The sequence below is a fragment of the Atopomonas hussainii genome (assembly GCF_900109735.1).
Classification (GTDB): Bacteria; Pseudomonadota; Gammaproteobacteria; order Pseudomonadales; family Pseudomonadaceae; genus Atopomonas; species Atopomonas hussainii.
On record NZ_FOAS01000005.1, the window covers coordinates 175,767 to 199,178 of the forward strand.

Below are 23,412 nucleotides of genomic sequence, written 5' to 3' on the forward strand. Positions count from 1 at the left end.
ACCGGCTGATTCAATAAGGTCAGGTTTCCATGAGCTATCAGGTACTTGCGCGCAAGTGGCGTCCGCGTTCATTCCGCGAAATGGTCGGTCAGACCCACGTCCTCAAGGCCCTGATCAACGCGTTGGATAACCAGCGCCTGCACCACGCTTATTTATTCACCGGCACGCGCGGCGTGGGTAAAACCACCATCTCGCGTATCTTGGCCAAGTGCCTGAACTGCGAAACCGGTATTAGCTCCACGCCCTGTGGGCAGTGTTCGATTTGCCGCGAGATCGACGAAGGCCGCTTTGTTGATTTGATCGAAGTCGACGCCGCCAGCCGTACCAAAGTCGAAGACACTCGCGAACTGCTGGAAAACGTGCAGTACGCGCCGAGCCGTGGCCGCTACAAGGTTTACCTCATCGACGAAGTGCACATGCTCTCGACGCACTCGTTCAATGCCCTGCTAAAAACCCTCGAAGAACCGCCGCCGCACGTTAAGTTTTTGCTTGCCACCACCGACCCGCAAAAGCTGCCGGTTACCATTCTGTCGCGCTGCTTGCAGTTCTCGCTGAAGAACATGCCGCCGGAGCGTGTGGTTGAGCACCTAAGCCACGTACTCACCGCCGAACAAGTGCCGTTTGAAGACGATGCGCTGTGGCAGCTCGGCCGCGCCGCCGATGGCTCGATGCGTGATGCTATGAGCCTGACCGATCAGGCGATTGCCTTTGGTGAAGGCAAGGTCATGGCCGATGACGTGCGCGCCATGCTGGGTAATCTCGACCACGGTCAGGTCTACCGGGTGTTGCAGGCGCTGATCACTGCCGATGCTAAAGGCGTGTTGGCAGCGATTGCGCACTTAGCCGAACAAGGCCCCGATTGGGCCGGCGTGCTGGGCGAAATGCTCAATGTGCTGCACCGCGTGGCGGTGGCGCAGTTAGTGCCCGAGGCGGTGGATAACGCCCAAGGCGACCGCGAGCAGGTGCTGGCGATTGCCGAGCATTTGCCCGCCGAAGACGTGCAGTTTTATTACCAAGTGGGTTTAGTGGGGCGGCGCGACTTGCCGCTGGCGCCCGATGCCCGCTCGGGCTTTGAGATGGTCATGCTGCGCATGCTGGCCTTTAAGCCCGCGGGGGCAACGCAAGCGCCACCGCCGCCTAAGTTAGAACTGCCGGTAAAGCCTGAGGGCGGCAGTGCGGCCACCACTGCTCAACCAGCCCCCGCGGTGGCCCACAGTGCTCCCGCTGTAGCGCCGCCCGTTGCGTCTGTTGAACAAGCACCTGCGCCGCAAGCTGTTGCCCAGCTTGTTGCTCAGCCGGTTGCCGAGCCTGCCGCGCCTGCGCTTTCTGTTGCCGAACCCGTGGTGGATTTGCCGTGGCAAGAGCCAGCGCCCACTGCGCCACAAAACGCGGTACAGCAGGAGGCGGTCGAACCTGTTGCGGAGGTTAAGACGGAGGTGGAGGCGTCAGCTGAGCCCGTCACTCCGCCTGCTTCAGCTGCAACGCCAGTGCTTGAGCCTGCGCTTGCGCAGGTAGAGCCTGAGCCTGTTGCTGCGCCTACAGCGTCTGAGCCTACACCGGCCCCGGTTGCCGCTGAGGCCCTTGTTGCTGCCGCGCCTGAGCCTGAGCGAGAAGAACTGCCTGAGTCGCCTGCCGAAGAACACATCGGCGATGTGCTGCCCGACGAAGAGCCGCCATTGGCCGCCGATGCCTACTTCGATAGCCTGCCGGACTATGACGAAGACGATAGCGAGCCTGCGCCAGTCTCTGGCAGTGCCGCGCAAGCCCAGCTGGACGAGCTAAGTCACATCGCCCCGGCTTCGGGCTTGGCCGCCGAATGGTTGGCTTTATGCCCCAATTTAGGCCTCTCGGGCCTGACCCTGAATATCGCCGATAACTGCACCTTGGTGGCCCGCGAGGGCGCGCGTTGGTCGCTGCAATTGGACCCAGCGCAAAGCGCGCTGTACAACGAAACGCAGCGCCAGCGTTTGGCCGATGCCTTAGGCCGGCATGTCGGCGGCAGCGTGGATGTGCAGATCGACGTCTGCACGCCCGAGCAAGAAACCCCGGCCAAGGCCAAGCTGCGGCGCCGCGCTCAGCGTCAATTGGATGCCGAGCAAGAAATCGCCGCTGATCCCTTGGTGCAGCAGTTAGTCAAAGAATTTGCCGCCAGCGTGATCGATGGCAGCATTGAGCCGATCAATTAACCGAACGCCAGCCGCGTTCGCCGATGCAAAAATGAGGACATCACCATGATGAAAGGTGGCATGGCAGGCCTGATGAAGCAGGCCCAGCAGATGCAAGAAAAAATGCAGAAAATGCAGGAAGAGCTGGCCAACGCCGAAGTCACTGGCGAGTCTGGCGCGGGCATGGTCAAAGTCACCATGACCGGTCGTCACGACGTGAAGCGCGTCAGCCTCGACGACAGCCTGATGGAAGAAGACAAAGAAATTCTCGAAGACCTGATCGCCGCTGCGGTTAACGATGCCGTGCGCAAGATCGAGAAAAACAACCAAGATAAAATGGCCGGCATGACCGCCGGTATGCAGTTGCCGCCGGGCTTTAAAATGCCCTTCTAAAGCTGTGCTGCCACTTAGAATGTCAGTCATTGTGCGGCGCTTTATGCGCCGCCTTGCTATGGGCGAGATGCCATGAGTTTTAGTCCGCTAATTCGCCAGCTTATTGATTCCCTGCGGGTGTTGCCCGGTGTTGGGCAAAAAACCGCTCAGCGTATGGCGCTGCATTTGCTGGAGCGCGAACGCCCCGGCGGCCTGAAGTTGGCCGAGGCGCTAGAAAAAGCCCTGCATGGCGTGGGCTATTGCAAACGCTGCCGCACGCTCAGCGAGTTGGATGAGTGCCAGCTGTGCAGCGACCCACGCCGTGACGACAGTCTGCTGTGTGTAGTGCAAAGCCCTACAGACGTATGGGCGGTCGAGCAAACTGGCTTTCGTGGCCGCTACTTTGTGCTCAAGGGTCACTTGTCGCCGCTGGATGGCTTAGGGCCGGATGCCATTGGCATTCCGCAGCTAGAGGCGCGGATTAGCGAGGGGCAGTTTAGCGAGGTGATCCTCGCCACCAACCCGACAGTCGAAGGCGAGGCCACTGCGCATTACATCGCCCAACTGCTGCTGCCGCAGGGCTTGGCGGTGTCGCGCATCGCCCACGGTGTGCCGTTGGGCGGCGAGCTAGAGCTGGTCGATGGCGGCACCTTGGCGCATGCCTTGGCGGGCCGTAAGTCGATGGCCGGCCACTAAACAGCGATTAAGCGCTGCTTGGCTCTGGTCGGCAGCCCTGCGGTTTGTGAATGCGTGTGCTGCTGGCCGGATGGCGCTGCAATAGGGCGCTGGGCCTGATGGGTCGGCTGAGCAAAGCGCCGCCACAGTTCGGGCAGATCAAGGCCAAAACCTGTTCGGCACAATGTGCGCAGAAGGTGCACTCGAACGAGCAGATGTAAGCACCGCCAGCATCGGCGGGCAGGTCGGCATCGCAGCATTCACAGCCGGGTCGCATGTCTAACATCATCAAACCTCGGGGTAGGCGCGGGTGGTTAGCCGCGCGCCGGTTGTTGTGGATGGCGCACTGCGCGCTGTTTAGCAGCCGCAGCCATTGGCCACCGCGCGAGTCGCGCTTTGCCCAACGGGCAGCGCTTCGGCTTGCCAGCCCAGCCAACCGCCGAGCATTTCCTTCACGGCAAACCCCAATTCGCTGAGTTTTAGCGCCGCTTTATGCGCGCCGTTGCAGTGTGGGCCGGCGCAATACACCACAAACAAGGTTTCTGCCGGGTAATCGGCCATGCGTGCGGCGTTGATCTCGCGGTGCGGCAAGCTGTGCGCGCCTTGTGCGTGGCCTGCCGCATACAGGCTGGCGCTACGCACATCTAACAACACAAAGCCGGGGTTATCACTGTGTAGCGCGCTGGCGACATCGGTGCAGTCGGTCTCACGAGCTAAGCGCTCGGCGTAATAGCTCATAGCTTGTGCGGCGGGTAGGGCGGGATATTGGGTAACGGCGTTCATGGTGGGCTTCCTTACTCGATGTGTTTGGAAGCTCCACTGTAGGCAATCCAGCGGTTGGGCTATATTGGCGAATAAGTCATAAAGCGGTGGAAATTCGCCAATGCGTGATCCGGGATTAGTCGTCACCTTGGCCTACGATGGCCTGTGTACGTTTGAGTTTGGTATTGCCGTGGAGATCTTCGGGTTGGCGCGGCCGGAATTTGATTTTCCGTGGTATCGCCACCAAGTGGCAGCGATCGAGCCGGGGCCGCTGCGTGCAGCTGGCGGGCTGACCTTTGCCGTGGATGGCGGCTTGGATTTGCTCGCGCAGGCGCAGACCATCGTGATTCCCGGTTGGCGAGATCGTAACGCCGCCGTGCCAGAAGATTTGCTCGCCGCGCTGCGCGCCGCGCATGAGCGTGGCGCACGTATTGTGTCGATTTGCTCAGGCGTGTTTGTGCTCGCCGCCAGCGGTTTGTTGGATGGCTTAAAGGCCACCACGCACTGGCGTTATTGCGCCGAGTTGCAGGCGCGTTACCCGCAGGTCGCCGTGGATGCCAGCGTGTTGTACGTGGATAACGGCCGTTTAATTTGCTCAGCCGGCAGTGCGGCGGGCATCGACGCGTGCCTGCATTTAGTGGCGCGCGACTGCGGGCAAGCGGTGGCTAATCGGGTTGGCCAGCGCTTAGTGATGGCGCCGCAGCGCAGTGGTGGGCAAGCGCAGTTTATTGAGCAGCCAGTGATTCACAGCCCGCGTCGCGATGTGGCGGCGCTGCTGGATTGGTTGCAGGCACGCCTGCACGAACCATTAAGCGTGGCGCAGATGGCGGATTTTCTCGCGGTTAGCCAACGCACCTTGCTGCGCCGTTTTCACGAGGCCACCGGCATTAGCCCCAAAGGTTGGCTGCTACAAGCGCGATTGCAGCGCGCGCGGGAGTTACTGACGCACGAACGAGACATGCAGCGGGTGGCCGAGGCCAGCGGCTTTGCTTCGGCAGAAAGCCTGCGCAGCGCCTTTCGCCAGCATGTGGGGGTGTCGCCTGCGGTATATCGGCGACGTTTCGGCCAGAACGGCGGCAAGGCTGGCATAACTAGCGCCTTGTAAACCAAGCAAGCGCTCGGTATGGTCGCAAAAAAGACCTCAGAGGCTCGTTCACTTATGTCGGATGCACTGGATTACTTCACCGCCGAACACCAATTGATTCGCGATTCGGTACGCCGCTTTGTTGAGGTGGAAATCCTCCCGCACATTGCCGACTGGGAGGAGGCCGAAAGCTTCCCCCGCGAGCTGTATCGGAAGGCAGGCGCGGCGGGCATCTTAGGCATCGGTTACCCCGAGCAATACGGCGGCAGTTATGAGGGCGATGTGTTCGCCAAAGTCGCCGCTAGTGAAGAGCTGATGCGCTCTGGCTCCGGCGGCTTGGTGGCCGGTTTGGGTTCGTTAGATATTGGCCTGCCGCCAGTGCTCAAATGGGCTAAGCCGGCGCTGCGCGAGCGCGTGGTGCCGGAGGTGTTAAGCGGCGAGAAGATCATTGCCTTGGCGATTACTGAGCCTTCTGGCGGCTCGGATGTGGCCAACCTGAAAACTCGCGCCGTGCGTGATGGCGATTTTTATCGCGTCAGTGGCAGCAAAACCTTTATCACCAGCGGCGTGCGTGCCGACTATTACACCGTGGCGGTCCGCACCGGCGGCGAAGGTTTTGGCGGCGTTAGCTTGCTGCTGATTGAAAAAGACACCCCCGGTTTTACCGTGGGTCGTAGCCTGAAAAAGATGGGTTGGTGGGCCTCGGATACCGCCGAGCTGTTCTTTGACGACTGCAAAGTGCCGGTGGAAAACCTGATTGGCATGGAGAACCTCGGCTTCGCCTGCATCATGGCGAACTTCCAGAGCGAGCGCTTGGCGCTGGCGATTATGGCCAACATGACCTCGCAGTTGGCCTTGGATGAAGCCATGCGCTGGGCCCGCGAGCGTGAAGCCTTCGGCAAGCCGATCGGCAAGTTTCAGGTGCTAAAGCACCGCTTGGCCGAAATGGCCACGCAGCTGGAAGTCTCGCGGGAGTTCACCTATCGCCAAGCGGCGAAAATGGCCGCGGGCAAAAACGTGGTGAAGGAGATCTCCATGGCGAAAAACTTTGCCACCGATGTGTCTGATCGTATTACCTATGACGCCACGCAAATTCTCGGTGGCATGGGCTTTATGCGCGAGTCGTTGGTCGAGCGGCTGTATCGCGATAACCGTATTTTGTCGATTGGCGGCGGCACCCGCGAAATCATGAACGAGATCATCAGTAAGCAACTGGGCCTGTAATTTTTTCCGCAGGCTGTAACAGCACCCAGGTCGGCCCGTCTATTGGCCGACCTTGCCATGTGGGCAAGGCAAATACTTTAAGAGGAATGCCCCATGAGTCTGCGAAACAAAGCCGCTGTGGCTGCTGTGATGTCGGTAAGTCTGATGACCGCGGCGGTGGCCCCGCAAGCAATGGCCAGCTGCGCGGCCAAGCCTGTGGCTAGCGCGAGCCCCTGTGCTGCCAATCCTTGTGCTGCAAACCCTTGTGCTGCAAACCCCTGCGCGGCCAATCCCTGTGCTGCCGCTAACCCCTGCGCCGCCGCCAATCCGTGTGCGGCTAACCCATGTGCAGCAAATCCCTGCGCGGCTAACTAAGCTCTGTCATGCGCGGCAGGTGATGCTGTCGCGCATCGGCTAAATTATTTAGGTGCATGTGGCTTGCACGCTGTCGATCACCCTCTGCTAAGGCCGCTGAATGACGCATAACCCGGTTTTATCGCTCGATCAGGCGCAGTTTGTGCCGCATGACGCCGTGGCCCGCGAAGCCTTGCTGGCTGCCGCTGCAGAGGTGCGCGAATGCTATCGCGTGTTGGTCAAAGGCGGGCTGAATGTGGTCGGCGAGGTGCTGCGCGGTGAAGGGACCTTCTTCCAGATGCAGCACTACCCGGCGGATGATGTGTACGACCGCGACAGCCACGGCCAGTATTACTACCACGCCCATCGTGGCGGTAAGGGCGAGCACGGTCACTTTCACACCTTTATGCGTGGTAAAGGGATGCCACCGGCTTGCGTGGCCCAGCCTTACGCACAGCCCAGTCGCGCCCAGTGGCCGGTAGATGCCGAGGCGATCAGCCATTTGATTGCGGTGTCGATGGACGCCTACGGCTATCCCATGGGCTTGTTTGCGTGTAACCGTTGGGTCACCGGCGAAACTTGGTACAGCGCCAGTGATGTGATCAGCATGTTGGATGGCTTTGCGATTGATCATGCCAAGCCCTCGTGGCCGGTGAATCGCTGGTTAACGGCCTTGCTGCGCTTGTACCGGCCGCAGATTGAATACCTTTTGCAGCATCGCGATCAGGTCATCGCGCACGCGCAGGCCGCGCAGCCTAGCGTGGATGTTTTGGAAGATCGCCAGTTAGAAATCACCGGTTATTTGCCGATCAATGTGGATAGCTGGACGGCACTGCTAAATACCTCGCTGCCACAAAGTGCTTAAGCCATAACGACTGCCATGCTTTGTTGCGGTGCTTGTCAGCGGTTAAGCGAGTAGGCACCCTAGGCATCCATTTTTTCGCTCGGGGGTAGCATGGGGCACGTAACGCAAGCCTTGCTGGTGGTGGGCAGTGAAGAGTGCGGTCGGCTGGAGGCGCTACGCCGTTATGCCAGCGACAACGCGATTGCCTTGACTGAGGTGGCCGAGAGCCGCTTTGTGCAGTCGCCCGCCGAGTTTATGGGCGAACAACAACACTTGCTCGCCGTGCTCACCGATGAGCAATTACCCGGTTATTTGGACATCGCCGAACGCTTGGGCTGTGTGCTGGGCGTGGTGCCGCGCGAAAAACAAATTCGCCTGCACGAGTGGTTTAACCTGCCACGCAATGTCGATGAAGCCATCGCGCTGGCGTGCTCGGACCAGCCACAAAAGATCGACGTGCTGCGCTGTAACGGCGAAACCACCTTAGGCCTAGTGATGGTGGGGGAAACGCCGTTTTTGGATGGCCGCAGTAAGGCGTTTCAAAATCGCGGTCACTCACTGATCGAGCAGTGGCTGTATCGTCTAGCCTTGATTTGGTTAAGCGTGCTGAACCTGTTCAAGATCAAACCCTTTCCGGTGTACCTAACTACCACGCGCGAAAACGCCCTGCACACCGCCATTACCGGTTTAGTGGCGATTGAGAATGACATTCGCGGCCCTGCGGCGCGCCTGATGGGCACTCGCCTAGAGGTGCAAGATGGGTTGATTTCCACCCTAGTGATTGCGCCTAAATCGGTGGGCGAATACTTGGGCTTTTTGCTGCGCGGGATTTTTCAGGGCGAGCAACCGCTGGCTAAGTTGCCGCGCGCGGTGAGCTTTATCCGCTGCCCAGAACTGACGCTGGAAAGCGAAGTGCCGTTGGCCTATTTCATTGACGGCAAGCCCCGCGAAGCCAAGCGCATTGAGCTGAAACTGCACGCCAAAGCACTGCTGATGAATGTCAGCGAGGTGTATTTCAGCCGTGGCGATAGCAAAGAAGTGCACCGTACCGAGCAACTGCCGCGCAACGAAGAGCGGCTGAAAATGATCGAGGCGCACCTGCCGCTGTTTACCCACGCGCTGGAAGAAGAGTTCCGCGACCTGTTTGTCATCCTGCGTGACATGGCGCGGCCGCACAGCACCTTCCTAACCCTGATGGTGCTGAGCGCCATCGTGGCCAGCTTAGGTTTATTCCTTTCCAGTCCGGCGGTGATTATCGGCGCTATGGTGCTGGCCCCGTTGATGGCGCCGATTATTTCTTTGGCGATGGGTTTGTTGCGCGGTGATCGCGGCATGCTGGAGCAATCGCTAAAAACCATTGGCATCGGTATGTGCCTCGCCATGGGCACCGCCGCCATGGTGGCGTTATTGGTGCCGATTGAGCGCATCACCAACGAGATTGCCGGGCGCTTGCAGCCCAACTTGCTCGACTTGGGCGTGGCGATTGCCTCGGGCATTGCCGGCGCTTATGCCAACGTGCGCGAAGATGTGGCCAAAAGCGTGTCGGGCGTGGCGATTGCCGTGGCCTTGGTGCCGCCGCTGTGTGTCTCGGGGATTGGTTTAGGCTGGCTCGATTGGCATGTGTTCAGTGGCTCAATGTTGCTGTTTCTGACCAACTTGGTGGGTATTGCGTTGGCTGCCGCGCTGACCTTCTTGTTCTTGGGCTATGCGCCGTTCCAGCGTGCGCGGCGTGGCTTGAGTGTGTCGCTAGTGCTGTTGGTGTTGGTGTCGATTCCACTGACCGTGTCGTTTGTCGAAATCACCAAACACTGGCAGATCGAAAAACTGGCCGCTGGGCAGGTGTTTATTCTCGACGGTAAAGAAATCAGCTTGAGCAACGTGCAAGTCAGCTTGAAGGGCAAACGCATTGTGCTGCACGCCGATGTGCTGTCGCGTAGCGGTGTTACCTACAGCGAAATGAAACGCCTAAAAGCTCAGCTGGAGCGCGAGCTGGAGCAGCCAATTGAGCTAGAGCTGACACCGCGGATTAGTCTTTAAGGGGTATTAGAGATAATGCTTAGGTGCCTAGCATTCCTTTTTCTATCTTGTGGCTGTGTTGGTCAATTATGGTCTTGTCCTTTGGAGGGGTATTGGAGGTCTGACGCGGAAAGGACACTGTCCAGTTTTCGTCAGGCTCAAGGTGTTTCGGAAAAGCAAAAGGAATTATTTGAGAATAATTTCTTCGGCAAGCTGTACATGCATATTGAGTGTGAAAGGTTTACAGCTGTTATGGAGGGCTGGCATGAAATCACTGAATATGAACGAGTGACGTCTTCTGATGAGGTGGTAGTTATTAAGTTTAATTCTGAAATTGAGGGGGAAGTTGTTCGTAAAGCGGTAATCGAAGGTGCTTGTTATTCTCTTGCTGTTAATGAAGGGCAGTTTAAAGAGTATTTTTGCCCAATTACTAAGAGGGAGTTTTTAGAAGCCCGTGCCTCTGTGAGGTAAACAATGTTATAGGTGCGGTTTGGCTGCTTGCTGTAGCGGCAATACTTGCGTGGTGTAGCGCATGCAACACACGCGCAAGAACGAGGCAAAGTTGCTCACTTCGCCGTGGTAATCCATCACTTCTTGATACAGCTTGCCGACCAGCTGCGGCATGCTGATGGCTTCGCCGGCGGCCATTTCTTCCAGCGTATCCCAGAACTGGTTTTCCAGACTCAGGGTGGTCACCACACCGCCAACACGCAGCGAACGGCGGCGTTTTTGGTACAAGCGTGGGTCGGCTTTTACGTAGATTTCGCACATAGGGCACCTCCATCAGCGGGTCACTGTGGCACAGCCAGTGCGTTAGGGCAAAACCGCGCGCCGTGGGTTTAAGGCGGCGCGCAGCAGGTTTAGTGGCTGATCTTAGTGCCCAGCGCTTCTAAGAACAGTGCCAGCCAAGCGGGGTGCGCTGGCCATGCGGGGGCGGTGATCAGGTTGCCATCGCGGTGGGCTTGGTCGACGGGAATGTCGACGTACTCGCCATGTGCGGCACGCACTTCCGGGGCGCAGGCGGGGTAAGCGCTGCACGCGCGGCCTTCCAAAATGCCAGCGGCAGAAAGCAGTTGCGCGCCGTGGCATACCGCGGCAATCGGCTTACCGGCGCTGTTCATCTCGCGCACGATGGCCAGCACGTCTTCGTTTAAGCGCAAGTATTCTGGTGCGCGGCCACCGGGGATCACCAGGGCGTCGTAATCGGCGGCTTTAACCGCAGCAAAATCGGCGTTCAGGGCAAAGTTGTGCCCGGGCTTTTCGCTGTAGGTTTGGTCGCCTTCAAAGTCGTGGATGGCGGTGCGCACGCTATCGCCGGCAGCTTTGTTGGGGCATACGGCATGCACGGTGTGGCCAACCATTTGCAGGGCCTGGAAGGGCACCATGGTTTCGTAGTCTTCGGCGTAATCGCCAACCAGCATGAGGATTTTTTTCGCGGGCATGGGGGAGTCCTCCGTGTGTGGAGGCCCCATTCTGCGCGCAGGATGCAGCGCCGGGTAATACCGGGTGCCTACGCGGGCTGCTCGGGCAGGGGGGTATCGCTGGTGACCAGCATTTGGCCGCTGCGTTTGGCTTGGTACATGCGCTGATCGGCTAATTCGAGCAGGCTTTCCATGCGCGTGGCGTCGGCAGGGAAGAAGGCCACGCCAATGCTGGCGCTGATGATTAACGGGTTGCCGTCGCCGTCTTGATGCTGTTGCCGCAGGCTGTGGGCCATGGCCTCTAAGCGCTCTAGGGTGGCGCTGGGCTCGCCGCAAGCGGGCATCAGTATGGCGAATTCATCGCCGCCCCAGCGCGCCACCGTATCGCTTTCACGCACTAGGGCTTGCAGGGTTTGCGCGACGTCGCACAGGGCTTTGTCGCCGGCGTTATGACCCAGCTGGTCGTTAATCGCTTTGAAGCCGTTGAGGTCAATAAACGCCAGCGCCAAGGGCTTTTCTTGACGTTGGCAGTATTGCAGCGATTGCAGCAAGCGGTCGTCGAATAACAGGCGGTTGGGCAAGCCGGTCAGTGGGTCGCGATAGGCCAGCAGCTGCAGTTGCTCTTGCTGCAACTTGAGTTGGGTGATGTCGGTACAGATATAAATGCGCTGGGTAATCTTGCTTTGCTCGTCGCGCACCAGCGTGCGGGACACCAATACCGAGCGGCTACGCCCTTTAATGCCGTGCAGCCATAGCTCGCCATACCAGCGGTCACCCTCAAGGCTTTCTTCTAGGCTGGCCAAGCTGTCTTCGGGGCTTTCGCGGCTGTGGCTAAGCATGCTCCAGCCGGGTTCTAGCAGGGCATCTTTGGGGAAGCCGGTCATGCGGCAGAAGGCTGGGTTGACCAGTTGCGGGCGATAGTCGTGGTCGCAAATCAGTACGCCTTGGGTGCAGGCGTCGATGGCTAGGCTAGAAAGATTCAGGCGTGTTTCTAGCAATTGTCGCGCGGTGATGTCGGTGATGGTGCCCCACACGTTATGCAGCGTGCCTTGTGCATCGAACTGCATTTGGTTGTGTTCCAGCAGCGTTAGCTGCTGCCCATCGGGGCGCATAATGCGGTACTCAATGCTGTACGGCTGCGGGTCATGCAGGGCTGCTTGGGCTGCGGCGTGGTAGCGCTGGCGGTCATCGCTGTGCACTAAGGCGAGGTAATGTTCGTAGGTGGGGGTAAAGTTTGCCGGGTCTAGGCCTAGCAAGGCGAACACCTGATCACTCCAGTGCAGGGCGTTGCTGTGTGGATCCCAGCTCCAGGCGGCAATGCCGGCATCTAAAGCGCTGCGTTGCAGCAAGTCGTGACTTAGGCGCAGTTCTGGAACGGCCAATTCGGCTTCATTAAGCGGGCGTAAGCGCAGTAGATAGCTCTGTTGGCGCTGTGACCAAAGGCTGCATTGCACATGCAGTGGTGCACCTTGGGCGTGCTGCAAACGCACCAGCCAAGCGCCGGTTTGCAGGCTTTGCGGGCCTACCAGTTGTTCGAGGTTTTGTTGCTGCAGTTGGCTTTGCGAAAGCGCCAACAGGTAGCTCGCCTGCGCATTGCTGAGCAAGATACGCCCTTGCTTGTTGACCAGTAGCAGGGCTTCCGGCCAGCGCTGCAGCATTTGTAAGCGGCGTAGGCGCGCGTAATAGAAATGCCCGGCGCCACTGGCAAGCACAATAAGAGCAACGGTTACCCACAACAGTGCGCTGTTCATGGCAATTATTTGACGTTGTTATTTATGGCGTTTTCTATGCGGGAACTATGCCATGAGTGATGGCTTGGTGCTATTGCGGGGCCATTACCGGCAGACAGCCGGTCGTGCTGCGCCGTAACGCCTTATTCAGCAGGCCGATAGTGCGCCTGCGCAGGGCGCTTGCGGCTATGCTCTAGGCTTTTGCACCTACAGGAGAGCGCCATGATCACTGCCTACGCCGCCGAATCAGCCGGGGCCGCTTTTGCCCCGATCAGCTATGAGCCAGGCCCTTTGGCGGCCGATGCGGTGGAGATTGCGGTTAAGCACTGCGGTATTTGCCACAGCGATTTATCCATGTGGCAGAACGAGTGGGGCATGAGCCGCTATCCCTTCGTGCCGGGGCACGAGGTGGTCGGCACCGTGAGCGTAGTGGGCGAGGGCGTTAAGCACCTGCGCGTGGGCCAGCGCGTGGGCTTGGGTTGGCAGTCGGGGTATTGCATGACATGCCCGACCTGCATGGGTGGCGATCACAACCTGTGCGGGCAAGCCAAGGGCACCATTATTGGTCGCCACGGCGGCTTTGCCGACAAAGTCCGCGCGCAGGCGGCCAGTGTGGTGGCGCTGCCGGATGGGCTCGATATGGCTTCGGCCGGGCCTCTGTTATGCGCCGGGATTACCGTGTTTAACCCGTTGGTGCAGTTTGCGATCAAGCCTACCGACAAGGTGGGGGTGGTCGGCATTGGTGGTTTGGGCCATTTGGCGCTGCAATTTGTGCGCGCCTGGGGCTGTGAGGTCACCGCGTTTACCTCCAGTCAAAGCAAGGCCGATGAGGCACGTAGCTTTGGCGCGCAGCAGGTGGTGGATTCCCGCGATCCTGAGGCACTCAAGGCCGTGGCAGGGCAGTTTGACCTGATTATCTCCACGGTTAACGTCAAGCTGGACTGGAACACCTATGTGGCCGCGCTCAAGCCCAAAGGCCGCTTGCACTTGGTTGGCGCTACGCTGGAGCCACTCAACTTGCAGGTATTCCCGATGCTGATGGGCCAGCGTTCGGTCTCAGCCTCGCCGGTGGGCAGTCCGAAAGTGATGGCCGAGATGCTGGCTTTTGCCGCGCTGCACAACATCAAGGCACAGACCGAGCATTACAGCTTCGCGCAAATCAACGAGGCCATGGCCCGTGTGGAGTCTGGCCAAGCCCGTTATCGGGTGGTGTTGGACCGCGACTAGCGATAGTAAGAAGAGGGCGCAACAGGCTGTGTGAAAACGTCGCGAGCGCAGGCTAGGCAAGGCAAAAACAGGCGAAAAAGCGCAGTTTACGTGTAGTAAATGAGCATTTTGAGCCTGTTTTTAACGCCGCATAGCCAAGTGCAGTAGTTTTCACACAGTCTGGCAAGGCGCCCTCTTGGTTTGCTACTGATACTCACCGGCGCGTGAGGCGGCCAAGATGCTGTCAAACGTGCCGTCTTCACGCAGGGCCTTAAGGCCTTTGTTGAAGGCATCGATGATCGCTTGGCCATTGGCTGCCTGCTTCGACACGATCAAGTAATAGGGGCGTGTCACCACGGCTTTGTCGTGGTGTTTTACTTTGTCGCTCAAGCCCATTTTTTGCACCATCTCAAGGCCGACGTCTAAGTCTTCCAGCACGGCATCGATGCGCCCATCCACCAGCTTGGTGTAATTGGCTTCGGCACTGGAAATGCGTTGGATATTCACCGCGCCGGTTTTTTCTTCGTCTTCAAAGCCGTAGCTGTAGCCGGTTACACCGCCGAGTTTTTTGCCTTTTAAACTGGCGGCGTCGCTCCAGTCGAAGCCTTTGCTGGCGCTGTAAAAGAACACGGTTTGCAGGTCTAACACGGGGTCGCTGTAGAGGAAGTCGGCTTCGCGCTCGGCGGTTTTACTCCACACAATCGAGGCGTCCAGTTTGGCGGCTTTGGTGTCTTCGAAGCCACGCTTCCAAGGCAGGAAGGTGTATTTCACGGTCATGCCTTCACGGGCGAAGGCTTGGCTGACCAAGTCGGAAACAAAGCCGTTTTTCTTCAGGTTTGCGGATAAGTAAGGCGACCATTCACCGTTAGCGATTTTTACCTCCGCAGCAAAGCTGGACAGGGGTAGCAGCGCCAGCAAGAGAACGAGCAAGCGAGTGCGCATCGACATAATCAACCTCATGGCTTAGTGGGTGCTCACTAAGCATAGGTCGTCTGTCAGGGCTGGCTGCCGCTGGCGCTACCGTTGGTCGATTGGCGCTGAGCTTTGCCAGCCCGATTGCCCGGGTGCTAACTGACAGCTGCGCAGGGTGTCTTGCCAAGCCTGTACATGCGCTTGGGTAGCGTGTTCTAAGCGCTGCCAGCGTTGGTCGAGTTCAGCCAAGTAGCCTTGCAGGGCTAAGGGCGCGTTAGGCAAGCGGCGCAAGCGCGCTAGCTGGGTGTGCCATTGCTGCGCCTGTTGGCTGACTTGCGCTAAGTAAGGCTGCAACTGCCCGGCGTAGTACTTAACCATCACGTTTTGCACGATGCGCGCTTGTGGCGTGGGTTTGCCGATGGGGCACAGCGGTTTGTCGGTGGCACGTTGGCTTAACAGTTGAGTGCCTTGTTCCAGGGTGTAGGTCAGGCGCACCAAGCTGTGCAGCAATTGGCCGCCGGCCTCGGTGTTGGCTAACGGCTGCAGCAGGGCATCTAAGCTGGCAGCGCTGGGCGCGGGCATGCTGTGCAGTTGTTCACCGAGCTCGGCCAAGCTGGTTAGGCTGTCTAGCCACTGGGTCTGGTTAACATTGGGTGGCGTGCCGTGCTCGGCAAAGCGCAGTTGTTGGCGTAGTTCGTCGCTGGCAAACAGGTTCCAATAATGCAGCGGCAGCTCTTGTTGTTTGCGCCTTAGCAGGCTGGTTAATTCGCTGTGCCAGTCGTTGCTGCGGGTGTGGGGGCGGGTATGGGTTAAGCAGCCTTGTAATTCGTCGATCAGCGCCATTTCGTAAGCCAGCTGATGGCTAGGCTGCATGACTTTACCCAGCACGCTGTTGCGCTCGCTAATCAGCACGCGCAGGCGCGGGCAATCGGCGGTGTCGACCAACAGGTTAAGCAGGCTAATCCGGCTGTCGGCGGCGCTTTGTCGCAATTCGCGCTTGGCCGGTGGGCGCAGGGCGAGCAATAGCTGGCGATCAAACGCTGGCGGCGGCGCTTGTTCAAGGGCGCGCGCCATGCGGCTTAAGTAATCGGCTTGCAGGTCGGCGGCGGGGTCGCTGGGTTGGCAGCCGCCAAGCAGCAGACCACTCGCCACCAACAGGCTGATCAGAAATGGATTAAGCAGGCGCTTGAGCATGCCTCAGGATGCCCGACGTATCTCGCGTCCGGCAATCTTGTTGAGACGAAACGCCAACAGCACCGCGGCCATGCTTAACCCGGCGACTAAGCCCATCCATAAACCGGCAGGGCCACGCGCCGTGCCGAGTAAGTCGGTTAAGCCCAAGGCGCTGCCCAGTGGCAAGCCAATGCCCCAATAGGCGAACAGGGTAATCAGCATGGTCACGCGGGTATCGTGATAACCGCGCAAAGCCCCGGCGGCGGTGACTTGCACCGCATCGGAAAACTGAAACAAGCCGGCAAACACCAACAAGCTGGCGGCCAGAGTAATCACCGCGCTGTCAGTGGTGTAGATGCTTGCCACGCTGTCGCGTAGCCACATGATCAAGCTGGCGGAGATGCACGCGTACGTCAGTGCCGTGGCAAGGCTGATCCACGCAGCAAAGCGCGCCTGCAGCGGGTTACCACGACCCAAGGCTTGGCCCACGCGCACGGTGCTGGCCATGCCGAGTGAGAAGGGGATCATAAAAATCATCGAGCTGACGTTCAGGGCAATCTGGTGCCCGGCAACCACCACGGCGCCTAAGCTGCCGATCAGCAGGGCGATCACCGAAAAAATGCTTGCCTCGGCAAAAATCGCCACACCAATCGGTGTGCCGACCGTGAGCAGTGGCTTTAAGCCTTGCCAGCGTGGTGGGCTAAAGCGTTGGTAGGTTTCGCTGGCTTGATAGGCCGGCGCCCAGTAGGTCCAGGCGATAAAGCACAGCGCGGTTAGCCACATGACCAAGGCCGTGGCCCAGCCGCAACCCACGCCGCCCATCGCCGGCAGGCCCAATTTGCCGTAGATAAACACGTAGTTGGCGGGAATGTTCAGCAATAAACCCAGTACCGCAAACACCATGCTCGGCCGTGTGTGGCCTAAGCCGTCACTGAAACAACGCAACGCCAGCGAGATGCCTAACGCCGGCAGCCCCACGGCAATCGCTTGCAGATAACCCAAGGTGGGCTCGATCAGTTCAGCATCCACCTGCATCAGCAGCAACACCGGGCGTGCATTAAAGAGCAACGTGCCGCCCAGCAGACCCAGGCCTAAGCCCAACCACAGGGCTTGGCGCACTACCTCGCCAATCGCGCGGTGCTGGCCAGCACCAAAATGCCGCGCCACGGCGGAGGTGGTCGCCAGCAGCACACCGCTGATAAACAAATACACCGGCACCCACACCGAATTACCCAGCGCCACGGCGGCCAAGTCGGCGGCAGACACGCGCCCGGCCATCACCGCATCGACAAAGCCCATGGCGGTATAGGCCAACTGCGCCACCATAATCGGCAAGGCGAGGATGAGCAGCTCGCGCACTTCCTTTAAGATGCGTGCGCTACGACTAACAGTAAGGGTTTGGGCAGGCATGGCCGATGGCTCAATAAGACAACAGAAGATGCAAGCGCCGCATTGTACGCAGGCAGCGCCGGCCGGGGTTGTCTTAGACGGACATCAGCTTGCAGATTTGCACGCTATTTTTGCCGAGTGTTTTGCCGCGCGTTACAACACTGTGCTGGTGCGCGGCGCCGACGAGCCTGTCTATCTGCCTGCCACCGCCAGTCAGGCGCAGCATCACATCGTCTATGCCCATGGCTTTTACGCCAGTGCCCTGCATGAGATTGCCCATTGGTGCATCGCCGGCCCGCAGCGTCGTGAGCAAGAAGATTACGGCTACTGGTACTGCCCCGATGGCCGCAATGCCGAGCAGCAAGCGGCTTTTGAGCAGGTTGAAGTCAAACCCCAAGCGTTGGAATGGTTGTTTAGCCGCGCCGCTGGGCTAGGCTTTCGCGTCAGTGTGGACAACCTAAGTGGCGAGGCTTGCGACCCCATGCCATTTCGCCGTGCCGTGCATGCACAAGTGCAGCGCTATTGGCAGCAGGGCTTTCCCCAGCGTGCTGGGCTATTTATTGAGGCACTGCTGAATTTTTACCAAACCCGCGCGCTGTTTGAGCCGCAGGCTTTTCGTATTGAGGATTTGTAATGAGCACATCGCTCACAATCGTTGCCGATGAAAACATCCCGCTGGCCGAGGCCTTTTTCGCCGAGCTCGGCGAGCTGCGCTGCGTGCCGGGCCGCGACATGACGGCCGCGACCGTTGCCGATGCCGATGTGCTGCTGGTGCGCTCCGTCACCTCAGTCAATCAGGCCTTGCTGGCCGGTAGCCGAGTGAAGTTTGTCGGTACCTGCACCATAGGTACCGACCACTTGGATTTGCCGTGGCTGGCCGAGGCGGGCATCCGCGTGGCCAGTGCGCCGGGCTGCAACGCCCGCGCGGTGGTGGATTACGTGCTCGGCGCTTTGCTGCACTTGGCCGAGCTGTCCGGCGATGAGCTAGAAGACAAAGTGATCGGCATTGTTGGCGCCGGGCGCGTGGGGGGCACCTTGCACAAGGTGCTGAAGGCCTTGGGCTGGCAGGTGAAAATCTGCGACCCGCCGCGCGCCGCGCAAGAAGACGGCGAGTTTTACCCGCTGGATACGCTGATCGATGACGTCGACGTGCTGTGCTTGCACACCCCGCTAACCCGCGAAGGCGAGCACCCCACGTGGCATTTATTAAATGCCGAACGCATCAACAAACTGCGTGCTGGGCAGTGGCTGATCAACGCCGGGCGTGGCGCGGTGGTGGATAACGCAGCCCTAGAAGCGCGCCTGGCAGCACAAGACGATCTGTGGGTGGCACTGGATGTGTGGGAAAACGAGCCGCAGGTGAATGTCGCGCTGGCCAAACGGGTGCACTTGGCGACCCCGCACATTGCCGGTTATAGCCTGGATGGGCGCATGCGCGGCACAGAAATGGTCTATCTGGCGCTGTGCGAGCACTTAGGCATTGAGCCGCGCCAGTCGCTGGCCAATGTGATCCCCGAGCATTGGCTGAAAGGCTTGCGGATCACCGGCAAAGCTGAGTTTGAAGCCTTGCTCAGCACGGTTAGCCGCGCGGTGTACGACCCGCGTCGTGACGATGCCGCGTTTCGCCGCCACTTACGCCTGCCCGACAGCGAGCGCGCCGGCGCCTTCGATGCCCTGCGCAAACATTACCCGGTGCGCCGCGAAATACCCGGCATCAAGCTGTTCACCCGGCAAAGCTCGGCTGACCTTAACCAGCTGGCTAAGGCGTTGGGCTGTAGCGTAGAAACCTTGTAAGGCTTATTGGCGCAGCTGGGCGATGTCCAAGTGCTGCGCTTCGATCTCGCGGCAGGCTTGCTGGATCATCGCTTCGGTAATCGGCAGTTCACGGCCTTGTTCGTCGAGCAAGTAGCCCAGTGATTCAGCGCTTTGGGCGTTGGCGGGAGTGCTGGCATTGGCGGTTTGGCAGTACGACATGAGCTGGATATCCGTCATCAGGTTATTGTTGACCACCCGTCTTGGCGGGTGTGTGTAGTCTCTGGTTTAACTATGACTGCGTGGTGACAGCAAAAAGACACCACCGTCATGTAACGCTTTGTAAAGCGGCTTATCGGCGCCGCTACGGACTTTTCAGTTAAGCGGCTCTGCTTGGGATTGCTCAGACCGTTTACGCATGAAAACAACAGGATTCAGCATTTTTTATGAGCATTTCTCTGGGCCTGATCATTAACCCACTGGCTGGCTTAGGCGGCAGCGTGGCGCTCAAGGGCAGCGACGGCATGGCCGAAGCCGCACAAGCCCTCGGTGCCGAGCCGCGTGCCCAGCAGCGCACGCAAGTGGCGCTAGAGCTGCTGCTGCCGCTGCGCACTTCTTTACGCTTTCTCACTTATCCCGGTGCCATGGGCGCTGACTTGCTGCAGAGCATGGGCTTCACCTACGAGGTGCTCAGCGCGCCGCACGCCGGGCCAACCACCGCTGCCGACACCCAGGCTGCCGTGCAGCAATTGCAGCACTCTGGCGTGGCCTTGCTGCTGTTTGCTGGTGGTGATGGCACTGCACGTGACGTGTGCGCCGTGGCGAAAGCCGGGCAGCCGGTACTGGGCATTCCCGCTGGGGTGAAGATTCAGTCCGGCGTGTATGCGGTAAGCCCGCGTGCGGCGGGCGAGCTGGCGCTGCGCTTGCTGCAAGGCGGCTTGGTGCGCCTCACCGAAGGCGAAGTGCGCGATATCGACGAAGACGCCCTGCGCGCCGGCAAAGTCGGCAGCCGCTATTACGGTGAACTGTGTGTACCCACCGAAGGCGGCTTTTTGCAGCAGGTGAAACAGGGCGGGGTGGAAAGCGAAGAGCTGGTCTTGCAAGAACTGGCCGAGTGGCTTGCAGAAGTCTTAGAACCCGGTGTGCGCTACGTGCTGGGCCCCGGCTCGACGCTGCATCAATTAGCCACGCTGCTCGGGCATGACACCACCTTGCTGGGCGTGGACGTGCTGCAAGACGGCGCCATCATCGCCCGCGATGTCACCGAGGCGCAGTTGTTTGCGCTGGTCGACGGTCACGCCGCACAGTTGTTGGTCACTGTGATTGGCGGACAGGGCCATGTGCTGGGCCGCGGCAATCAGCAGATCAGCCCGCGCGTGGTGCGTGCGGTCGGGCTGGATAACCTGCGGGTGATCGCCACCAAACGCAAACTCACCACCCTAGAAGGCCAGCCGTTTAGGGTAGACAGCGGCGATCCAGAGCTAGATCGCAGTCTGCCCAGCGCGCTAAAAGTGTGGGCCGGTTACCGCGAAGAGCTGCTCTACCCGCTGGAGGCGCTCTAATGGCGCCCAATGAAGAACTGCTCGCGGCCATCAACCAAATCATGCCCTATGGCAAATACGCCGGCCGGCGTTTGCTGGAATTGCCCGAACCGTATTTGGTGTGGATGCACGGCAAAGGCTTTCCCAAGGGCAAGCTTGGCCAGCAGTTAGCACTGATTTACGAGGTGAAGCTCAATGGCCTAGAGGGCCTGCTCAAGCCCTTATTGCAGCGGCGTTGATGGGCGAAAGCGGGCGAGGGTATAGCGGGCGATCTCGGCCAAGTCTTCGCGCTTCACAAATAAACCGTCGCCGGCCAGCTTGGCCAGCCCGTGCATGGCGGCCCAGAGCAATTGCGCCAAGCGCAAACTGTTGTCGGTTTCTGGCAGTAGCCCTTGGGCTTTAAGTAGATCAAACAAGCGCACGTACTGGCGAAAGCAGTCTTTGGCGTAGCGCTGAAAATCGTGGGTGTCTTGATGGTCATCTTGCTCACGCCACAGCACGCGGCCAAACATCAGCTCGTACAGCGCCGGGTTGGCTAAAGCGAAGTCCAAATAGTTCAGCACCGCTTGGTACAAGCGCTGATCCAGTGGCGCGCTTTCGTCTTCCACCACTTTTTGCAGATTGCAGTTGAGCTGCACAAAACCGCGTTCGCCAATCGCCGCCAGCAGCGCTTGCTTGTCACGAAAGTGATGATAGGGCGCTTGGCGCGATACCCCAACCATTTCGGCCAGTCGCCGTAATGACAGGGCCTCTAGGCCTTCGCGGTCAATCAAATCGAGGCTGGCTTCAATGAGACTGTGGCGTAAGTTGCCATGATGGTAATCATTACTGAGGCTAGGCATGACGCGGGCAATCCAAAACTCAATGGGCGGCAGTGTACTTGACAGTGTCAGGATGGCGCCTCTATCTTGACGCCGTCAACCCCTTGCCTTCACTTCAACGTATCTTCACTACCCACAGGTGTCGCATGTCAGATTTCAGCTTCAACAGTTTTAAGGTCACGCTGGCCGACCATATCGCCCACGTACAGTTAAGCCGCCCCGAGGCGCTGAACTCGATGAACACTGACTTCTGGCTGGAGCTGCCGCAATGCGTGCGCGCCATCGAAGCCAGCGGCGAAGCGCGCGTGATCGTGATCTCCTCCACCGGCAAACACTTCTCTGCCGGTATGGATTTGGGCGTATTCACCAACCCGAAAACCGTACCCATGACCGGCGACCCAGGCCGCATGGGCGAAAACCTGCGCCGCACCGTATTGCAGCTGCAAGCCTGCTTAAGCTCGCTGGAAGAAGTGCGCCTGCCGGTGTTAACCGCCATTCAAGGCGGCTGCATCGGCGGCGCGCTAGACATGGTTTGCGCCGCCGATTGCCGCTACGCCACTGCCGACGCCTACTTCACCATTAAAGAAACCGAACTGGGCATGACCGCCGACGTGGGCACTCTGCAGCGCCTGCCTAAGTTGATCCCGCAGGGCGTGGTGCGTGAGCTGGCCTACACCGGCCGCAAATTCAGCGCCGCCGAAGCGAAGACTCACGGCTTAGTGAACGAAGTGTACGAAACCCAAGAGGCCATGCTCGATGCGGTAATGACCATCGCCAAGCAAATCGCCGCCCACTCACCGCTGGCCGTCACCGGCTGTAAAGAAATGCTCAACTACAGCCGCGACCACAGCGTAGAAGACAGCCTTAAATACATGGCCACGTGGCAGTCGGGCATGTTCCGCCCCAACGACATGATGAAAACCTTCCAAGCCAAAGTGACCAAACAAGCCCCGCAGTTCGACAACCTGTTCCCGGTGAAGCAGGTGTTTAGCGAGTAACCGCTAACTCGTTGCGCTGCTGAACCCGCCTGGTGCACGCCTGGCGGGTTTTTGTTTATGGGCTGTTGTCAGGGGCTGGTGCCGTTTCGGCACGGCTAATGGGGATCTCCACACGTAGCACGATGCCGCCGCTGAGTGAGTCATCCAGCTCGAGCACTTGCTCGACGCACAGGCCCTCCCAGTCGGGGTTGACGCCCAGCTTGGCGGCCTGTTTCTCCATGCCCTCCAGGGCGGCCAGGTAGCCCATGTCAGAGGCGATATAGCACTCGCAGGTGAGGTACTCGCCGGCCGGCACCAGCTTATGTTTAGCGCTCTCGGTGGTCGCCTTACACCAGCTGCCGAACCACTGTATGCAGTCTTCCCAGGGCGCATCGAGCAGCTTCACCGGGGTGAGGATGGCGCGGCTGTAGAGTTTTTCGCCCAGTTGCTCGCAGAGTTCTTCGAAGCCGATATCCGGCAGGGTTTCCAGGCGCAGGGCGCGCCGCTCGAGGACTTCCAGGCGGCAGGGCAGGTTTTCCGCCAGTTGGATCTCCAGCGGCGCTTGATCCGCCGACACGCGGTGCGCCAGCGGTTCGAGCACACTTCTCAGCTCATCTAACGTGCCGCTCTGGCCGATCGCTTTGATCGCCTTGGCGGTGTGCTGCAGCTCGCGTTGCAAGGCCTTGGCCAGCGCCTGCGAGGAGGAGAAACCGCAGGTCAGGGCGATATCGAGGATTTTTTTCTGCGGGCTGTCCAGCAGCATGGACACCGCCCATTGCAGCTGCAGGCGGCTAAGGTAGCTGCCGGGTGTTTCATGAAATACGCGGGTGAACTGACGGTGGAAATGATACGGCGAGATGGCGCTACGCTTGGCCACCTCCTGCCAGGCCAGCGTCGAGCCTGGCATCGAGTGCATGAGTTGCAGCGCCGTCTCGAACCGTTTGCGCTGGTGGCGCGGCAGGTTCTTTAACAGCGCGTACTCCGGCGCCAGCATGTGGGGGGCGGCATTGCGCAT

Annotated in this window: 26 protein-coding genes; 15 read left to right on the forward strand and 11 right to left on the reverse strand. The window is 59.5% G+C overall.

Translation table 11 applies throughout. The features are described 5' to 3' along the window. Positions 1-29: 29 nt before the first annotated feature. The 3 genes from dnaX (at position 30) to recR (ending at position 3,233) form a co-directional block, all read left to right on the forward strand. A complete protein-coding gene (dnaX, locus tag BMX80_RS06520) occupies positions 30-2,186 on the forward strand; it encodes a DNA polymerase III subunit gamma/tau (RefSeq protein WP_074866529.1) in 2,157 nt (718 codons plus the stop codon). Positions 2,187-2,231: 45 nt separating this feature from the next. Further along, positions 2,232-2,558 carry a YbaB/EbfC family nucleoid-associated protein gene (locus BMX80_RS06525; protein WP_071870553.1) on the forward strand — a complete coding sequence of 109 codons (327 nt, stop codon included), beginning with the start codon at positions 2,232-2,234 and terminating at the stop codon, positions 2,556-2,558. Between the two features lie 72 nt (positions 2,559-2,630). After that, positions 2,631-3,233, forward strand: coding sequence for a recombination mediator RecR (recR, locus tag BMX80_RS06530; RefSeq protein WP_074866532.1), 603 nt, complete (start codon positions 2,631-2,633; stop codon positions 3,231-3,233). A gap of 7 nt (positions 3,234-3,240) precedes the next feature. Here recR and BMX80_RS06535 read toward each other — a convergent pair whose 3' ends face one another. Further along, positions 3,241-3,498, reverse strand: a complete 258-nt coding sequence (locus BMX80_RS06535) for a DUF1272 domain-containing protein (protein ID WP_074866534.1) — start codon at positions 3,496-3,498, stop codon at positions 3,241-3,243. Between the two features lie 71 nt (positions 3,499-3,569). Further along, positions 3,570-3,995 carry a rhodanese-like domain-containing protein gene (locus BMX80_RS06540; RefSeq protein ID WP_074866536.1) on the reverse strand — a complete coding sequence of 142 codons (426 nt, stop codon included), beginning with the start codon at positions 3,993-3,995 and terminating at the stop codon, positions 3,570-3,572. Positions 3,996-4,095: 100 nt separating this feature from the next. Here BMX80_RS06540 and ftrA point away from each other — a divergent pair, with 100 nt between their 5' ends. The 6 genes from ftrA (at position 4,096) to BMX80_RS06570 (ending at position 9,946) form a co-directional block, all read left to right on the forward strand. Next, positions 4,096-5,079, forward strand: coding sequence for a transcriptional regulator FtrA (ftrA, locus tag BMX80_RS06545; protein ID WP_074866539.1), 984 nt, complete (start codon positions 4,096-4,098; stop codon positions 5,077-5,079). Between the two features lie 54 nt (positions 5,080-5,133). Then, positions 5,134-6,282 carry an acyl-CoA dehydrogenase family protein gene (locus BMX80_RS06550; RefSeq protein WP_074866542.1) on the forward strand — a complete coding sequence of 383 codons (1,149 nt, stop codon included), beginning with the start codon at positions 5,134-5,136 and terminating at the stop codon, positions 6,280-6,282. 214 nt (positions 6,283-6,496) lie between these two features. Then, complete coding sequence (locus BMX80_RS17810) at positions 6,497-6,679, forward strand: hypothetical protein (RefSeq protein ID WP_175474882.1); 183 nt, start codon at positions 6,497-6,499, stop codon at positions 6,677-6,679. 57 nt (positions 6,680-6,736) lie between these two features. Continuing rightward, positions 6,737-7,480: a DUF6969 family protein gene (locus BMX80_RS06560; protein ID WP_074866544.1), complete on the forward strand. Its 744-nt coding sequence runs from the start codon at positions 6,737-6,739 to the stop codon at positions 7,478-7,480. A 90-nt stretch (positions 7,481-7,570) separates the two neighbouring features. Then, the gene (locus tag BMX80_RS06565) at positions 7,571-9,496 is read left to right on the forward strand and encodes a DUF389 domain-containing protein (RefSeq protein WP_074866546.1); all 1,926 of its coding nucleotides are present in this window, start codon (positions 7,571-7,573) and stop codon (positions 9,494-9,496) included. An 81-nt stretch (positions 9,497-9,577) separates the two neighbouring features. Next, positions 9,578-9,946 carry a hypothetical protein gene (locus BMX80_RS06570; protein WP_074866548.1) on the forward strand — a complete coding sequence of 123 codons (369 nt, stop codon included), beginning with the start codon at positions 9,578-9,580 and terminating at the stop codon, positions 9,944-9,946. 6 nt (positions 9,947-9,952) lie between these two features. Here BMX80_RS06570 and BMX80_RS06575 read toward each other — a convergent pair whose 3' ends face one another. The 3 genes from BMX80_RS06575 to BMX80_RS06585 all read right to left on the reverse strand — a co-directional run bounded on the left by BMX80_RS06575 (position 9,953) and on the right by BMX80_RS06585 (position 12,647). Further along, on the reverse strand, positions 9,953-10,246 hold the full coding sequence (locus tag BMX80_RS06575) for a ribbon-helix-helix domain-containing protein (RefSeq protein ID WP_074866551.1): 294 nt from the start codon (positions 10,244-10,246) through the stop codon (positions 9,953-9,955). 89 nt (positions 10,247-10,335) lie between these two features. Beyond that, complete coding sequence (locus BMX80_RS06580; RefSeq protein ID WP_071870544.1) at positions 10,336-10,917, reverse strand: DJ-1/PfpI family protein; 582 nt, start codon at positions 10,915-10,917, stop codon at positions 10,336-10,338. Between the two features lie 68 nt (positions 10,918-10,985). After that, positions 10,986-12,647 carry a GGDEF domain-containing protein gene (locus tag BMX80_RS06585; RefSeq protein ID WP_074866552.1) on the reverse strand — a complete coding sequence of 554 codons (1,662 nt, stop codon included), beginning with the start codon at positions 12,645-12,647 and terminating at the stop codon, positions 10,986-10,988. A gap of 201 nt (positions 12,648-12,848) precedes the next feature. On the opposite strand from BMX80_RS06585, the gene ahr reads away from it, so the two are divergent. Next, complete coding sequence (gene ahr / locus BMX80_RS06590; RefSeq protein ID WP_074866555.1) at positions 12,849-13,853, forward strand: NADPH-dependent aldehyde reductase Ahr; 1,005 nt, start codon at positions 12,849-12,851, stop codon at positions 13,851-13,853. Between the two features lie 183 nt (positions 13,854-14,036). Here the strand turns inward: ahr and BMX80_RS06595 are convergent, their stop codons facing one another. The 3 genes from BMX80_RS06595 to BMX80_RS06605 all read right to left on the reverse strand — a co-directional run bounded on the left by BMX80_RS06595 (position 14,037) and on the right by BMX80_RS06605 (position 17,327). Continuing rightward, the gene (locus BMX80_RS06595) at positions 14,037-14,780 is read right to left on the reverse strand and encodes a substrate-binding periplasmic protein (RefSeq protein WP_217641965.1); all 744 of its coding nucleotides are present in this window, start codon (positions 14,778-14,780) and stop codon (positions 14,037-14,039) included. 69 nt (positions 14,781-14,849) lie between these two features. Continuing rightward, on the reverse strand, positions 14,850-15,938 hold the full coding sequence (locus tag BMX80_RS06600; RefSeq protein WP_074866558.1) for a DUF3080 family protein: 1,089 nt from the start codon (positions 15,936-15,938) through the stop codon (positions 14,850-14,852). Positions 15,939-15,941: 3 nt separating this feature from the next. Next, complete coding sequence (locus BMX80_RS06605; protein ID WP_074866560.1) at positions 15,942-17,327, reverse strand: MATE family efflux transporter; 1,386 nt, start codon at positions 17,325-17,327, stop codon at positions 15,942-15,944. Between the two features lie 97 nt (positions 17,328-17,424). On the opposite strand from BMX80_RS06605, the gene BMX80_RS06610 reads away from it, so the two are divergent. Beyond that, positions 17,425-17,940: an elongation factor P hydroxylase gene (locus tag BMX80_RS06610; protein ID WP_074866661.1), complete on the forward strand. Its 516-nt coding sequence runs from the start codon at positions 17,425-17,427 to the stop codon at positions 17,938-17,940. Further along, positions 17,940-19,100, forward strand: coding sequence for a 4-phosphoerythronate dehydrogenase PdxB (gene pdxB / locus BMX80_RS06615; RefSeq protein WP_074866563.1), 1,161 nt, complete (start codon positions 17,940-17,942; stop codon positions 19,098-19,100). The genes BMX80_RS06610 and pdxB overlap by 1 nt, the downstream gene beginning before the upstream one ends. A gap of 3 nt (positions 19,101-19,103) precedes the next feature. Here the strand turns inward: pdxB and BMX80_RS17815 are convergent, their stop codons facing one another. Then, positions 19,104-19,280: a PA1571 family protein gene (locus tag BMX80_RS17815; protein WP_175474883.1), complete on the reverse strand. Its 177-nt coding sequence runs from the start codon at positions 19,278-19,280 to the stop codon at positions 19,104-19,106. Between the two features lie 224 nt (positions 19,281-19,504). On the opposite strand from BMX80_RS17815, the gene BMX80_RS06620 reads away from it, so the two are divergent. Continuing rightward, positions 19,505-20,620, forward strand: a complete 1,116-nt coding sequence (locus tag BMX80_RS06620; protein WP_074866566.1) for an ATP-NAD kinase family protein — start codon at positions 19,505-19,507, stop codon at positions 20,618-20,620. Next, complete coding sequence (locus tag BMX80_RS06625) at positions 20,620-20,838, forward strand: DUF3820 family protein (protein ID WP_071870537.1); 219 nt, start codon at positions 20,620-20,622, stop codon at positions 20,836-20,838. The genes BMX80_RS06620 and BMX80_RS06625 overlap by 1 nt, the downstream gene beginning before the upstream one ends. On the opposite strand, the gene BMX80_RS06630 is transcribed toward BMX80_RS06625, so the two are convergent. Then, positions 20,821-21,441: a TetR/AcrR family transcriptional regulator gene (locus BMX80_RS06630; protein ID WP_074866571.1), complete on the reverse strand. Its 621-nt coding sequence runs from the start codon at positions 21,439-21,441 to the stop codon at positions 20,821-20,823. The genes BMX80_RS06625 and BMX80_RS06630 overlap by 18 nt on opposite strands. A gap of 125 nt (positions 21,442-21,566) precedes the next feature. On the opposite strand from BMX80_RS06630, the gene BMX80_RS06635 reads away from it, so the two are divergent. Beyond that, a complete protein-coding gene (locus BMX80_RS06635; protein WP_074866574.1) occupies positions 21,567-22,418 on the forward strand; it encodes a crotonase/enoyl-CoA hydratase family protein in 852 nt (283 codons plus the stop codon). 55 nt (positions 22,419-22,473) lie between these two features. On the opposite strand, the gene BMX80_RS06640 is transcribed toward BMX80_RS06635, so the two are convergent. Next, positions 22,474-23,412 (reverse strand): helix-turn-helix transcriptional regulator, encoded by a 939-nt coding sequence (locus tag BMX80_RS06640; RefSeq protein WP_175474884.1) that lies wholly within the window; start codon positions 23,410-23,412, stop codon positions 22,474-22,476.